This is a genomic window from Brevundimonas sp. EAKA (assembly GCF_000698025.1).
GTDB lineage: Bacteria > Pseudomonadota > Alphaproteobacteria > Caulobacterales > Caulobacteraceae > Brevundimonas > Brevundimonas mediterranea_A.
Window position 1 is genome coordinate 1 of sequence record NZ_JMQR01000087.1, and the last position, 13,109, is coordinate 13,109.

General features: G+C 69.2%; 12 protein-coding genes and 1 pseudogene. 9 read left to right on the top strand and 4 right to left on the bottom strand.

Annotation, left to right across the window (positions count from 1 at the left end; genetic code table 11):
• The 9 genes and pseudogenes from ER13_RS18695 to ER13_RS12180 form a co-directional block, all read left to right on the top strand.
• Positions 1–264, top strand: a pseudogene (locus ER13_RS18695) (penicillin-binding protein 2); the annotation flags it as partial.
• Entirely contained in the window at positions 261–1,718 is a 1,458-nt protein-coding gene (locus ER13_RS12145) for a UDP-N-acetylmuramoyl-L-alanyl-D-glutamate--2,6-diaminopimelate ligase (protein WP_035309599.1), read from the top strand. The pseudogene ER13_RS18695 and the gene ER13_RS12145, both read left to right, overlap by 4 nt.
• Positions 1,711–3,141, top strand: coding sequence for a UDP-N-acetylmuramoyl-tripeptide--D-alanyl-D-alanine ligase (murF, locus tag ER13_RS12150; RefSeq protein WP_035309601.1), 1,431 nt, complete (start codon positions 1,711–1,713; stop codon positions 3,139–3,141). Before ER13_RS12145 ends, murF begins: the two co-directional genes overlap by 8 nt.
• Positions 3,142–3,151: 10 nt before the next feature.
• Positions 3,152–4,261: a phospho-N-acetylmuramoyl-pentapeptide-transferase gene (gene mraY, locus ER13_RS12155; protein ID WP_008259852.1), complete on the top strand. Its 1,110-nt coding sequence runs from the start codon at positions 3,152–3,154 to the stop codon at positions 4,259–4,261.
• A gap of 4 nt (positions 4,262–4,265) precedes the next feature.
• A complete protein-coding gene (gene murD / locus ER13_RS12160) occupies positions 4,266–5,669 on the top strand; it encodes a UDP-N-acetylmuramoyl-L-alanine--D-glutamate ligase (RefSeq protein ID WP_035309603.1) in 1,404 nt (467 codons plus the stop codon).
• On the top strand, positions 5,666–6,844 hold the full coding sequence (locus ER13_RS12165; RefSeq protein WP_008262287.1) for an FtsW/RodA/SpoVE family cell cycle protein: 1,179 nt from the start codon (positions 5,666–5,668) through the stop codon (positions 6,842–6,844). The genes murD and ER13_RS12165 overlap by 4 nt, the downstream gene beginning before the upstream one ends.
• Positions 6,845–6,980: 136 nt before the next feature.
• Positions 6,981–7,670 (top strand): hypothetical protein, encoded by a 690-nt coding sequence (locus ER13_RS12170; protein ID WP_035309605.1) that lies wholly within the window; start codon positions 6,981–6,983, stop codon positions 7,668–7,670.
• A 10-nt stretch (positions 7,671–7,680) separates the two neighbouring features.
• Positions 7,681–8,064 carry a membrane protein gene (locus tag ER13_RS12175; protein ID WP_035309608.1) on the top strand — a complete coding sequence of 128 codons (384 nt, stop codon included), beginning with the start codon at positions 7,681–7,683 and terminating at the stop codon, positions 8,062–8,064.
• A 61-nt stretch (positions 8,065–8,125) separates the two neighbouring features.
• A complete protein-coding gene (locus ER13_RS12180) occupies positions 8,126–8,410 on the top strand; it encodes a GNAT family N-acetyltransferase (protein WP_035309610.1) in 285 nt (94 codons plus the stop codon).
• A 57-nt stretch (positions 8,411–8,467) separates the two neighbouring features.
• Here ER13_RS12180 and ER13_RS12185 read toward each other — a convergent pair whose 3' ends face one another.
• From ER13_RS12185 to ER13_RS12200, 4 genes are all read right to left on the bottom strand, one after another.
• Positions 8,468–9,454, bottom strand: coding sequence for an SDR family oxidoreductase (locus ER13_RS12185; RefSeq protein ID WP_052005069.1), 987 nt, complete (start codon positions 9,452–9,454; stop codon positions 8,468–8,470).
• Positions 9,455–9,521: 67 nt separating this feature from the next.
• Positions 9,522–9,839 carry a hypothetical protein gene (locus ER13_RS12190; RefSeq protein ID WP_008263590.1) on the bottom strand — a complete coding sequence of 106 codons (318 nt, stop codon included), beginning with the start codon at positions 9,837–9,839 and terminating at the stop codon, positions 9,522–9,524.
• A 130-nt stretch (positions 9,840–9,969) separates the two neighbouring features.
• Positions 9,970–11,934 carry a glucans biosynthesis glucosyltransferase MdoH gene (mdoH, locus tag ER13_RS12195; protein WP_035309612.1) on the bottom strand — a complete coding sequence of 655 codons (1,965 nt, stop codon included), beginning with the start codon at positions 11,932–11,934 and terminating at the stop codon, positions 9,970–9,972.
• A 151-nt stretch (positions 11,935–12,085) separates the two neighbouring features.
• Positions 12,086–13,109, bottom strand: a 1,024-nt coding sequence (locus ER13_RS12200; protein ID WP_035309616.1) for a DUF998 domain-containing protein, incomplete at its 5' end; no start/stop codon positions are given.

Sequence of the window (13,109 nt, forward strand, 5' to 3'; positions counted from 1 at the left end):
GATCCCAGCCGTGCGCTGGGGTCTTTCGCCGCCGTCTTCCCGGTCGACGGGCCGCTGGAGGCCAAGCGCTACGCCGTCTTCATCCTGATGGACGAGCCGGGAACCTATCCCAAGACCGGCGCCTATGTGGCCGCACCTGCGGTGCGCAATGTCGCCGACCGGATCGCCGGCTTCCTGGGGGTCGAGCGCCGCGCCGACCGCTGGCGCACGGCCACCGGCGAGAAGATCCCGGAATATCAGGACGTGCAGGGGGACGGCCTGTGAGCGCCCTGCACCTGTCCGATCTTCTGCGCCGCGACGTGGCCAGCGATCCGATCATCACCGGCGTGACCTCCGACAGCCGCAAGGTCGCGCCCGGCGCCCTGTTCGTCGCCCTGCCGGGCACGGCGGCCGACGGCCGCGCCTTCATTCCCCAGGCCCTGGCCCAGGGGGCGGCCGCCGTGCTGGCGCCGACCGACACGCCGGACAGCGCCGCGCCGGTGCTGGTGACCTCGGGCGACGTGCGCCGGGCCTACGCCATCGCCGCGCGCGGCTTCTACGGCGCCCAGCCCAGGACCTGCGTGGCGGTGACGGGCACCAACGGCAAGACCTCGGTCGCCGCCTTCTGCCGCCAGATCTGGGCCGGCCTGGGCCACAAGTCGGCCAGCATGGGCACACTGGGCGTCGTCGGCCAGAAGGGCGACAGGACCTACGCCCTGACCGGCCCCGGCCTGACCAGCCCCGACGCCGCCGAGGCCGCGCGCCTGATGGCCGAGCTGGCCGCCAAGGACGTGACCCATGTGGCGGTCGAGGCCTCGTCGCACGGCATCGACCAGCGCCGTCTGGACGGGGTGGCGCTGAAGGCGGCGGCCTTCACCAACCTGACCCAGGACCATCTCGATTATCACGGCACGATGGACGACTATCGCGCCGCCAAGCTGCGCCTGTTCGAGGCCCTGCTGCCGCGCGGGCGGACGGCGGTGCTGAACGCCGATTCCGACGCCTATTCCGCCTTCGCCGCCGCCTCGATCATGGCCGGGCTGGGCGTGATGGGCGTGGGCGAGCGCGGGCGCGACCTGGCCCTGATCGGCCGCCAGGCGACGCCGGAGGGCCAGCGCCTGACCCTGGACGTGCGGGGCGATGTCCGCGACATCCTGCTACCCCTGGCCGGCGCCTTCCAGGCCTCGAACGCCCTGGTGGCGGCGGGCCTGTGCATCGCGGCCGGCGACCGGCCCGACGCGGTGATCGGCGCCCTGGAAGGCCTGACCGGCGCGCAAGGTCGCCTGCAACGGATCGGCGCCGAGACGGGACGCGGCGAGGTCTATGTCGACTACGCCCATACGCCGGACGGGCTGGAGACGGTGCTGACCGCCCTGCGGCCCCACGCGACCGGCCGTCTGATCGTGGTCTTCGGCGCCGGCGGCGACCGGGATCGCGGCAAGCGGCCCCTGATGGGCGAGATCGCCGGCCGTCTGGCCGACGTGGCCATCGTCACCGACGACAATCCTCGCAGCGAAGAGCCCGCCTCGATCCGCGCCCAGGTCCGCGCCGGCTGCCCCGACGCGCTCGAGATCGGCGACCGTCGCGCCGCCATTGAGGCGGCGATCGAAATGATGCGCGACGGGGATGTGGTGGTCATCGCCGGAAAAGGGCATGAACAGGGCCAGATCGTCGGCGGGACGACTCATCCGTTCGACGACGCCACCGTCGCGTCCGAGGCCCTGTCGCTGAATGCCTGAATCCACCGCCCGCCCGCTCTGGACGGCCGCCGAAGTCGCCGCCGCCACGGGCGGCGTGCTGCACGGCGACGATCGCCCGATCACGGGCCTGACCTACAACAGCCGCGAGATCGTGGCCGGCGACCTGTTCCTGGCCCTGAAGGGCGCGCGCGACGGGCATGAGTTTGCGGCGAACGCCTTTGCGGCGGGCGCTGCGGCGGCCCTGGTCGAACGGCCGGTCGAGGGCGGGGCCTATGTCGTCGTGCCCGACACCCTGCACGGGCTGGAAGCCCTCGGCGTCGCCGCGCGCGAGCGGGCGCCCCATGTGAAGCGCGGCGCCGTCACCGGCAGCGTCGGCAAGACCAGCGTGACCCAGGCGATCAAGGCCGGGCTCGATCTCGCCGGGCCTGCCCATGCTTCGATCAAGAGCTACAACAACCATATCGGCGTGCCCCTGACCCTGGCGCGGATGCCGGTCGAGACCCGGCGCGCCGTGTTCGAGATCGGCATGAACGCGCCCGGCGAGATCGCGCCCCTGTCGCGCTTCGTCGCCCCCCACGCCGCCTGCGTCACCACCGTCGGCCCGGTCCATATCGAGGCCTTCGCCGACGGCGAGGCGGGGGTGGCGCGCGAGAAGGCCGCCATCTTCCAGGGGCTGGTCCCCGGCGGGACGGCGGTCGCGAACGGCGACGTGGCCTTCTCCGGCGTCCTGTGCGACGCGGCCAGGGCGGTCGGGGCGCGGCTGGTCGTCTTCGGGACCGATCCGGGCCACGACGCCCGGCTGCTGGACTTCCGCCCGGACGCCGAAGGGGCGGCGGTCGCGGCCGAGCTGTTCGGACGGCGGATCGACTACCGGCTGGCCCAGTCGGGGGCCCACTGGGGCCTGAACAGCCTGTGCGTCCTCTTGATGCTGGATGCACTGGACGTGGCGCTGGAGACGGGGCTTCAGGCCCTGGCCGGCTTCCAGCCGCTGGCGGGGCGGGGCCAGACGCGCACGGTCGCCGTGCCCGGCGGCGCGTTCACCCTGATCGACGAGAGCTACAACGCCAATCCCCTGTCGATGACCGCCGGGTTCCGCAGCCTGGGCGCCCGTCCGACGGGCGGCCGGCGGATCGTGGTCCTGACCGACATGCTGGAACTGGGCGACCAGAGCCGCACCCTGCACGAGGGTCTGGCCCAGCCCATCGAGGCCGCCGGTCTGGATCTGGTCCATGCGGCCGGCCCCGAGATGCGGCGCCTGTACGACGCCCTGCCAGCCTCGCGACGCGGCCTGTGGCGCGAAACCGCTGTCGAACTCGCGGCGGAGGCGTCCGCGCTGGCGGAGGCCGGCGATATCGTCATGGTCAAGGGATCGAACGGATCCAGGGCGTCCCTGATCGCCAGGGCCCTGGCCGACCTGCAAACCGCCTCTTCAAGCCCAGACGCGCCGCGCGCGACCCGATAGAGACCCCCGCATGTTCTACCTTCTGTATCTCTATTACGCCGACGTCGCGCACCAGTATCCGCTGCTGAACCTGATCCAGTACCAGACCGTCCGCGCGGCCCTGGCCCTGGCGACGGCGGCCATCGTGGCGGCGGCCATGGGCAGCCGGTTCATCAACTGGATCCGCGCCAAACAGGGCAAGGGCCAGCCGATCCGTGACGACGGCCCGGTGTCCCACCTGTCCAAGGTCGGCACCCCCACCATGGGCGGGCTGATGATCCTGGCGGGCATCGGCGTCGCGGTCTTTCTGTGGGGCGACCTGACCAATCCCTATATCTGGATCGTCTCGGGCGTGACGGCGGCCTTCGGGGTGCTGGGCTTCATCGACGACTACGCCAAGGTGACGAAACAGACCTCGGCCGGCCTGACCTCGAAACAGAAGCTGGCGGCCCAGACGGTGGTGGCGGTGATCGCGGGCGTTCTGACCGTGCTGTGGATGAAGGTCTCGCCGACCTCGCCGGGGCTCGAGACCTCGATCGCCTTCCCCTTCTTCAAGGCCGTGCTGCTGAATATCGGCTGGTTCTATGTGGCCTTCGCCGCCTTCACCATCGTCGGCTTCTCCAACGCCGTGAACCTGACCGACGGTCTGGACGGACTGGCGACCGTGCCGGTGATGATGGCGGCGGGGGCGTTCGGCCTGATCGCCTATCTGGCCGGCAACTTCGTCTTCGCCCAGTATCTTCAGGTCCACCATGTGCCGGGCGCGGGCGAACTGGCCATCTTCTGCGCCGCCATGATCGGCGGGGGCGCGGGCTTCCTCTGGTACAACGCCCCGCCGGCCAAGATCTTCATGGGCGACACCGGTTCGCTGGCCCTGGGCGGGGCCCTGGGCGCCATCGCGGTCACGACCAAGCATGAGCTGGTGCTGGGCATCGTCGGCGGCCTGTTCGTGATGGAGGCGGCCTCGGTCATGATCCAGGTCGGCTATTACAAGCTGACCAAGAAACGCATCTTCCTGATGGCGCCGATCCACCACCATTTCGAGAAGATGGGCTGGCCGGAATCGACCGTGGTCATCCGCTTCTGGATCATCGCCGGGGCGCTGGCGCTGATCGGCCTGTCGACGCTGAAGCTGCGTTGACGCCATGATCCCCGTTCCCGGTTTCGAGGGCAGGCGGGTCGCGGTCTTCGGCCTGGGACGGTCGGGGATCACGGCGGCGCGCGCGCTGAAGGCCGGGGGTGCGATCCCCGTCCTGTGGGACGACGGCGTCTCGGGCCGGCTTCAGGCCCAGGCCGAGGGCTTCGTCGTCGAGGATCTGACGACCGCCGACTGGTCCGGTTTCGCCGCCCTGGTCCTGTCGCCCGGCGCGCCCCTGACCCATCCCAAACCGCACTGGACCGTGGACAAGGCGCGCGAGGCCGGCGTGCCGGTCGTCGGCGACATCGAGCTCTTCGCCCGCGCGCTGGACGCCCTGCCGGAAGGCCGGCGTCCCTGGGTGATCGCCATCACCGGCACCAACGGCAAGTCCACGACCACGGCCCTGATCGGATGGGTGCTGCAGCAGGCGGGTCTGACCGTCCATGTCGGCGGCAATATCGGCATCGGCGTCCTGGCCCTGCCGGAGCCGACGCCGGGCGCCGTCTATGTGATCGAGGTCTCCAGCTATCAGCTGGACCTGACGACGAGTTTCGCGCCCGACGCGGCGATCCTGACCAACATCAGCCCCGATCACCTGGACCGTCACGGAGGGATGGAGGGCTATGTCGCCGCCAAGCGGCGTATATTCCAGTCGCGAAAGACCGCGCCCTATGTGGGGATCGACGATCCCTACGGCTTCGCTATCTGGCAGGAACTGAAAGCGGAGGGGAGAGCTGTCGATCCTGTCTCGGTCGAGCGGCCGATGGATGACGACCTCGGCATGTATCTGATGGACGATTGGCTGACCTATAATGCGGGCGGTCGTCCTGCCCCCATCGTCGATCTGTCGAAGGCTCGTTCCTTGCCGGGTCGGCACAACGCCCAGAACGCAGCCTTCGCCTTTCTCGCCGTGAATGACATGGGCATTCCCGAGGAGACGGTGGTCAAAGGCCTGCTGACCTTCCCCGGCCTGGCCCACCGGATGGAGGCCGTCGGCCATATCGGCCACGTTCGCTTCATCAACGATTCCAAGGCCACCAACGCCGACGCCGCGCGTCAGGCCCTTGCCTCCTATCCCAAGGTCTTCTGGATCGCGGGCGGCAAGCCCAAGGACGGCGGCATCGACGACCTGGCCGATCTCTTCCCGCGCGTGGCCAAGGCCTATCTCATCGGGGAGGCGGCCGAAGCCTTCGCCGCCACCCTCGGCGACACGCCCCACGTCATCTCAAAGACCATGGACGCCGCCGTCGTCGCCGCCGCCGCAGACGCCGCGTCCGCAGGCGGCGACCAGATCGTGCTATTGTCGCCCGCCTGCGCCAGCTTCGACCAGTACCCCGACTTCGAGGTGCGCGGCGAAGCCTTCCGCGCCGCCGTGCTGAACCTCGGCGCAACCCCGGAGACAGCCCGATGAGCGCCTCCTACACCCCCGCCTTCTCGCGCAACGACCAGAGCCCGGTTGCCCAGTGGTTCTGGACCGTGGATCGCGGCCTGCTGGGCGCGGCCCTGGCGCTTATGGGCCTGGGGGTGGCGCTCAGCTTCGCCTCCAGCCCCGCCGCCATCCTGGCCGATGAATCGATCACCGATCCCTTCCACTATTCCTGGCGGATGATGGTCTTCTCGGGCGCGGGCCTGACCCTGATGCTGACCAGTTCGCTGCTGTCGCCGCGCGGGGTGCGGCGGATCGCCGTCCTGGCCCTGTTCGGCGCCATTGTGGTGATGATGGCCCTGCCCTTCATCGGCGACACGGTGAAGGGCGCCGCCCGCTGGGTGAATTTCGGCCCCTTCAGCCTGCAGCCGTCCGAGTTCGCCAAGCCGGGCCTGATCGTCTTCGCCGCCTGGATGTTCGCCGAGGCGCAGAAGGGGCAGGGGGTGCCCGGCGTCACCATCGCCTTCGGCTTCTACGCCCTGACCGTCTGCCTGCTGCTGATCCAGCCGGACATCGGCCAGACCCTGCTGATCACCACCACCTTCATGGCCGTCTTCTTCATGGCCGGGGTGCCGTTCAAGTGGATGGCGGTCCTGGCCAGCGCCGGGATGGCGGGCCTGGTGTCGCTGTATTTCGTGTTCGGCCACATGCGCGACCGCCTGAGCCGCTTCTTCTCGCCCGAGACCACAGACACGCATCAGATCGACAGCGCAGCGGAGGCCATTCGCGCCGGCGGCCTGGTCGGACGCGGCATCGGCGAAGGGGTGATGAAGCGCCATGTTCCCGATCTGCACACCGACTTCATCTATTCGGTCGGCGCCGAGGAGTTCGGCCTGGTGCTGAGCCTGACGATGATCAGCCTGTACGCCTTCATCGTGGTGCGCGGCATGCGCCGGGCGATGAAGCTGACCGATCCGTTCGAACAGACGGCGGCGGCGGGCCTGTTCATGCTGATCGGGCTTCAGGCCTGCATCAATGTGGCGGTGAACCTGAACCTGATCCCGACCAAGGGTATGACCCTGCCCTTCATCAGCTATGGCGGCTCGTCCATGCTGGCCATGGGCCTGACCATGGGCTTCGCCCTGGCCCTGACGCGGCGCCGGCCGGGGGCCTATGAACCGGGGGCCAGCCTGTCGCGACCGGGGCGGCGGCTGCTTTAGACCCCGCCGCCGTCCAGACCCCGCCTTGTCCGGATTGACGAAAGGGCGAGGGTCAGGTTGCGTCCATGGCCGCGCACGGCCATTGTCGGTCGCGAATCCAGTCGCTGCTGCGGCGTGAGAGAAGCGTTCGAGAGTCATGGCCGAACCCGGCGATCCGACAGGCCCAGGGGCCGCGCAAGACGACCACGATCACGACGCCCATGTCGGCTTCGTCTCGCCCGCGTCGCTGGCGGGTCGTCCCAGAGCGCCAGAGCCGCAGCCCGCTGTGTCCAAGCCTTTGGAGCGTGAGCCGGATCTGTTCGACCCGCCGGAACCTGCGCCGGTGTCGCCTGTGTTCGCTGCGGAAGCCCGCCCGGAGCCCAGGCCTGAACCGGGACCTTTCGATCGCACCGAGCCCTTCACCGCTGCGCGGGAAACGCGGTTTTCGGCGGGGCGCGAGCGGGCGGCCAAGGACGCTCAGCCCCCCCGACGCGAACCCGTGGGCCGCAACGCGCCGCAGACCGCGCCCATGAGCCTGTACGCCGTCTATGTGCTGATCCTGCTGGCGGTGCCGACGCTGGGCGTGGCGGCCGTCCTGGCCCTGCTGGCGGTCACGGGCCGCGACGGGCCGCAGGAGCCCGTGGCCGCCAGCCACTTCATCTATCAGCAGCGCACCCTGTGGAGCGCGGCCGTGGCCGTGGTGCTGGGCGCCCTGCTGGTGATCGTCAATATCGGCGTCTTCGTCCTGTTCCTGCTGGCCCTGTGGGTGCTGGCGCGCGGCGTCTTCAGCGTCATGCGGCTGAAGGCCGGGCGGCCGATCGACAATCCCCGCACCTGGCTGTTCTGAAAGGACGATCATGACGACCGAGCCGAACTTCACTGCAGGCCAGGAGCCGGAAGGCAAGGTCGCCGCCCTGATCGCCTGGGCCCTGTTCATCCTGTCGATCCCCAGCGCCAATGTGCTGGTTCTGGTCGGTCTGGTCGTGTCCTATGTGGCGCGCGGCACGGCCGTGGGCGTGGCGCGCCAGCATATCGAGGCCCAGATCAGCCTGTTCTGGTCGGTCTTCTGGTGGACCATCGCCGCCTGGATAGGCATCGCCGTCAGCGCCCTGGCTTCGGTCTTTCTGGTCGGCATTCCCTTCCTGCTGCTGTTCGTCCTGATCTGGTTCCTGCTCAGCGTCTGGTTCACCGTGAAGAGCGTCCTGGGCCTGATCAATCTGCTGCAGAACCGGCCGATCTGACGCGATCCCGCCGATGGAACATCCCGCCTCCCAAGCTGTTGAAGGCAAAAGGGAGTTGAGTATGGGACCGTTCACGGACGCGACAGATGAGAACCGCTTCGAACAGGAGTTCGACAGCGAGACCGGGCATGGCCGGGTCTGGGCCGACTACGCCGTGCGCGGCGGGGCGCGGATGATCCTGCATGTCGAGGCCGAACAGGGATTGCGCGGCTCGGGCGCGGCCGGCCGGTTCATGCAGTCGATGGCGGAATACGCCCGCGAGAAGGGGTTGAAACTGTTTCCGCGTTGCAGCTACGCCGTCGCCTGGCACAAGCGGCATCCCGACTACGACGACGTGCTGGCCTGAAACCTTTAGGCGCGGCCGGGACGCCGCCCCCTCGCGCGAGGGGGCGGCGTCTTCAATTCAGCCGCCCGAATAGCCGCCGATGATGGGCAGGATCTCGCCGGTGATGAAGCTCGACATCTGCGGCGAGGCCAGGAAGACGTAGGCGGGCGCGATTTCCTCGGGCTGGGCCGGGCGTTTCATCACCGTCTGGGCGCCGAACTGCGACGTGGCCTCGGCGTCCTTGTCCGCCGGGTTCAGCGGGGTCCAGACCGGGCCGGGGGCGACCACGTTCACCCGAATGCCGCGCGGCGCCAGATGCGTGCCGAGCGAGCGGGCGTAGGCGTGGATGCCGCCCTTGGTCATGGAGTAGTCCGGCAGGGCCTGACTGCCCATCAGGCCGGTGACTGAACCGGTCATGACGATGGCGCCGCCGGACTTCATGTGCGGGACCGCCGCCTTGGTCATGTTGAAATAGCCGTAGAGGTTGGTCTTCAGCGTCCGGTCGAAATGCTCGTAGGTCAGGTCCTCGAAGGTGTTGACGTGTTCCTGGAAGGCGGCGTTGGGCACCAGGACGTCCAGGCGGCCGAAGGCGTCCAGCGTGGCCTTGACCGCCGCCTCGGCGAAGGCCGGATCGGCGACGTCGCCCTTCAGGATGACGGCGCGACGGCCCTCGGCCTCGACAGCCGCCTTGGTGGTCTCGGCATCGGCCTCCTCGTCCAGATGGCAGATGACGACGTCGCAGCCCTCGCGGGCGAACAGGACGGCGACCGAACGGCCGATGCCGGAATCGGCGCCGGTGATCAGGGCCGCGAAACCCTCAAGCTTGCCCGAGCCCTTCCAGAAGGGGGCGTCGTACATCGGGGCCGGGTCCAGCGCGGCCTCGTCGCCGGGCTTGGTCTGGTGCTGTTTGGGGAAGGGCGGCGCGGGATAGGCGCGGGCGCCGGCCTGGACGGCGCCGGAGGATTCATCGCCGCCGGACTGCTGGTCCTTGGCGTCGATGTCGCGCTGGATGGCGCGTTCCTGGTCGGCGATGTCGTCGGCGCGGGCGTTGAAGCGGTCGTCCATGACGGGTCTCCTGAAGACTGGGGGGTTCTTCAGGAGAGCGATCCAGGCGGCGAGCCGTTCCCCGTTTTTAGCCGACCCGGCCGACGATGGTGCGGATGGTCTCGGCCCGGGGCGGCAGGTCGGCGGCGAGGCGCGCGGCGATTTCGCGCACGCCGACCGGATAGGCGTCGCCGCCCGAGGCGATGTCTTTCGCCTTTTCCGCAGCCTGGGTCAGCAGTTTCTCGAACTGTTCGATCTCCTCCAGGGCCAGGGCGTGGGCTTCGAGCTGGAGGCGTTTGACCCGTTCGGCGTTGCTCTGGGGCGCGCGCATCAGGTCATAGACGGCGGCCTCGGTTCCGACGAGCCGCAGGTCGGGTTTGGAATCGGCGCCGGTTTTCTTGGTCATGGAATCGGGTCCCCAGCAGAGCTGAGGATCGAAAATGGCGGCTGCGCGCCGGCGCGTCGAGCTTGACCGTAGCGGTTATGACGGCGCTGTGGCCGCCATGCATCGGTTTCCGCTGGCTTAAAGCCGGGACCTACAGTTCCGGGGCGCGGGCGGGGACCATGGCCGGCGCCGCAACGGGGGCCAGGGCGCCGCCGGCGACCGCCCGCAGGGGCGAGCGCGGCGCGTGCAGGACGGCCGGGTTGACGCTGACGCCGCCCTGAACCGGGGGGACCCGGAAGCCCTTGGCGGCCAGGGCGTCGCCCGAGCGGACGCGCGAGGTCCAGACCGCGATCGGGGCGGCCAGCAGCAGCGGCAGGACGATCGGGGCGAACCAGGTGGCCAGGTCGGGGCGGACGCACAGGGGCAGGATGAAGCCGACGCCGGCGACCATTTGCCAGCGCATGGCGCGGAAGGCGTCGGACCAGGCCAGGCCGTCGGCCTCGCGCTGCTGGGTGGTCCAGCCGGTGTCGTGGCCCGACAGGATCTGGATGAAGGCCTTGGTGTTGGCGACCATCAGGATGGGGGCCAGGATGGCCGACAGGGCGATCTCGGCGGCCATGCCCTTGGCGATGGCGCGACGCCCGCCGAAGGCCCGCAGCTCGGCCGGACGGCTGAGGACCAGGGCGGCGCCCATGAACTTGGGCCCGATCAGCAGCACGCCCGACAGGAAGGAGGCCAGCATGAAGGGGGTGAACTGGGGGTTCAGGATGTAGAAGAAGCTGGTCCAGTCGACCGGATAGAACATCTGGATGAACAGGCCGACCATCAGCGACGCCAGCCACAGGGGCGAGGACAGATAGGCCATGCAGCCCATGGCCAGCTGCAGGCGGCTCATCGGCGACAGGCCCTTGGCGCCGATCAGTCCCAGGTGCTGCAGATTGCCCTGGAACCAGCGGTGGTCGCGGCGGATGAAGTCGGTGATCGACGGCGGGGTCTCTTCCCAGGATCCGTCCAGCGCGGCGGTGACGTGGACGGCCCAGCCCGCACGGCGCATCAGGGCGGCCTCGACGACGTCGTGGCTCATGATGTGGCCGCCGAAGGGCTTGCGACCCTTCAGGTGGGGCAGGCCGCAGCAGGCCGCGAAGGCGCGCGTGCGGATGATGGCGTTGTGGCCCCAGTAGCTGGATTCCGACCCGGTCCAGTAGGCCAGGCCCGCCGCGGCGACGCGGCCGTACAGGCGCACCGAATACTGGGATACGCGGGCGAAGATGGTGCGGGCCTTGATGATGACCGGGGCGGTCTGGATCAGGCCGACGCCGGGATTGCGCTCCATGGCGTCGACCATGCGCAGCAGGGTCTCGCCGGCCATGGTGCTGTCGGCGTCCAGGACGATCATGTTCTCATAGGCGCCGCCGAAACGACGGACCCATTCGGCCAGGTTGCCGGCCTTGCGCTCGGCGTTGTCCGAGCGGCGGCGGTAGAAGGACTTGCAGCCGGCGGCCAGGCGGAAGGCCTGGAAGACCGAACGTTCGGAGGCCGCAGCCTCTTCCTTGGTGGAATCGCTCAGCACGAAGATGTCGAAGGCCGAGGCGGCGCCCAGGCGGGTCAGCGACTGGTCGATCATCGCCAGACTGGCGAAGGAGGCGCGGGCGTCCTCATTGTACAGCGGCATCAGCAGGGCCGTGCGCGTGCGCGGCAGGGCCGGGTGGGGGGCGAAGGCCAGGTCGGCCTGATCCTTGCCGCGCAGCATGACGGCCAGGCCCATCAGGCCGCTGACGAACCAGCAGGAGATGGCGGTGATCAGCAGCATGAAGATGCCGAAGGCCAGCATCTCGGTCGGGTCCCAGCCCTTGCGGGCGTACAGGTAGAAGGGGGTGATGGCGGATAGGCCCGTCAGGGTCACGGTGCCGGCCAGCAGCATCAGGCGGCGCAGGGCGACCGTGCGCGGGGCGGTGGCCGGGGTCGTATCGGCGACGGCGTCGGGCGCGGCCAAGGATTGAACCGGCATGGCCAGCGGCGCCTCGTCAGGCAGCCAGGACCACGACGGCCCTTGAGCCGCCTGGTTCGTCGTCTCGAAATCAGCCTGTTCGACAGGCCGGATCGCCAGCTTGTTCATGCCGCTCTGGACGCCCCCGTGTTGACCGACCCCGCTTCCGAAGGCAGGAAGGGGGCGGCGCGCTGCATTGCAGCACGAGCCCTATAGTCGATCACATTCGCGCGACTTTCAATCACGCAATGTTGATATGGGCAAAAAATATCGGGAATCTTTACCCAGGTTTGACCGCCGGGGCGGCGTCAGGCAGGCGCTGCGGGAATTTCACCGCGTCCTGCAGCAGTTTACGGTCCAGAACCCAGGCCGCGATCCCCACCCAGCACACCAGAACAATGGCGTAGGCGCGCTCCCACCAGCCGACATTGTCGTCGTTGACCGTGCCGGGGAAGACGAGGTGTTTTGTAACAACCGTCAGAATCGCCATGATGACAAAAGTGGCGGCCAGGAAGATTTTCAGCCGGGGCACGTCCCGGCGCGACGCCAGCCCCCACAGCAGCAGAACCGGCGCCAACTGGATGCCCAGGGCCAGGTTGATGATCATGTGGCGCGGATCGGGCCAGGGATACAGGGTCGAGGCCGACATGCCCGCCCCGGCCAGGACGAAGACCACGGCGATCACGGCGGCGGCGATCCGCTTTTCCGTCAGGGCGTAGACGGCCAGGCCGAAGCCGATCCCCGCCAGGGCCGCCATCACCCCGGCGACGAAGACCCCGCCGTTGAAGATGATCGGCGCCGGGGCCGTCGCCCCGCCCAGTTCGCTCAGATACTGGGTGGCGTTGTCGAAACCGGGATAGGCGGCGATGGCGGCGGCCACCACCGTCAGGGCCAGCAGCGGTGCGGCCACGCCGATGGCCAGCAGACGCCGGCGGCGGTGATAGCGGGCGGTCGGGCGTCGCAAGGCCGCCAGGTCCACCGGCCAGGGCCGGCCGTCCAGCGGCTTCAGCCCCCACAGGGGGCGGATGGCGGGGATTCGCTTGACGACCTCGAAGACGGCGAAACTGCCCGCGAAGGTGATCAACAACAGGGACAGGGCTTCCAGCCCGACGGGCAGGCGGGCGGGCCGGATGATCCAGACGGCGGCGACCAGGATGGTCTGGTGCGCCAGATAGAGGGGGAAGGTGGCCTCGGTCAGGTATTTCAGCACCGGTCCGCCGCGCGACCGAAGATGTCTGCTGCCGAAGCCCAGGATGGCGACGATCGTCGCCCACTGGTCCAGGCCATAGACCATGGCCTTGGGC

Coding starts and splice junctions, on each gene's coding strand:
- ER13_RS12180 (WP_035309610.1), top strand. CDS start 8,126: ATGGGACCGTTCACGGACGCGACAGATGAGAACCGCTTCGAACAGGAG.
- ER13_RS12185 (WP_052005069.1), bottom strand. CDS start 9,454: ATGGACGACCGCTTCAACGCCCGCGCCGACGACATCGCCGACCAGGAA.
- murF (WP_035309601.1), top strand. CDS start 1,711: ATGCCTGAATCCACCGCCCGCCCGCTCTGGACGGCCGCCGAAGTCGCC.
- ER13_RS12190 (WP_008263590.1), bottom strand. CDS start 9,839: ATGACCAAGAAAACCGGCGCCGATTCCAAACCCGACCTGCGGCTCGTC.
- mdoH (WP_035309612.1), bottom strand. CDS start 11,934: ATGAACAAGCTGGCGATCCGGCCTGTCGAACAGGCTGATTTCGAGACG.
- murD (WP_035309603.1), top strand. CDS start 4,266: ATGATCCCCGTTCCCGGTTTCGAGGGCAGGCGGGTCGCGGTCTTCGGC.
- ER13_RS12170 (WP_035309605.1), top strand. CDS start 6,981: ATGGCCGAACCCGGCGATCCGACAGGCCCAGGGGCCGCGCAAGACGAC.
- ER13_RS12175 (WP_035309608.1), top strand. CDS start 7,681: ATGACGACCGAGCCGAACTTCACTGCAGGCCAGGAGCCGGAAGGCAAG.
- mraY (WP_008259852.1), top strand. CDS start 3,152: ATGTTCTACCTTCTGTATCTCTATTACGCCGACGTCGCGCACCAGTAT.
- ER13_RS12165 (WP_008262287.1), top strand. CDS start 5,666: ATGAGCGCCTCCTACACCCCCGCCTTCTCGCGCAACGACCAGAGCCCG.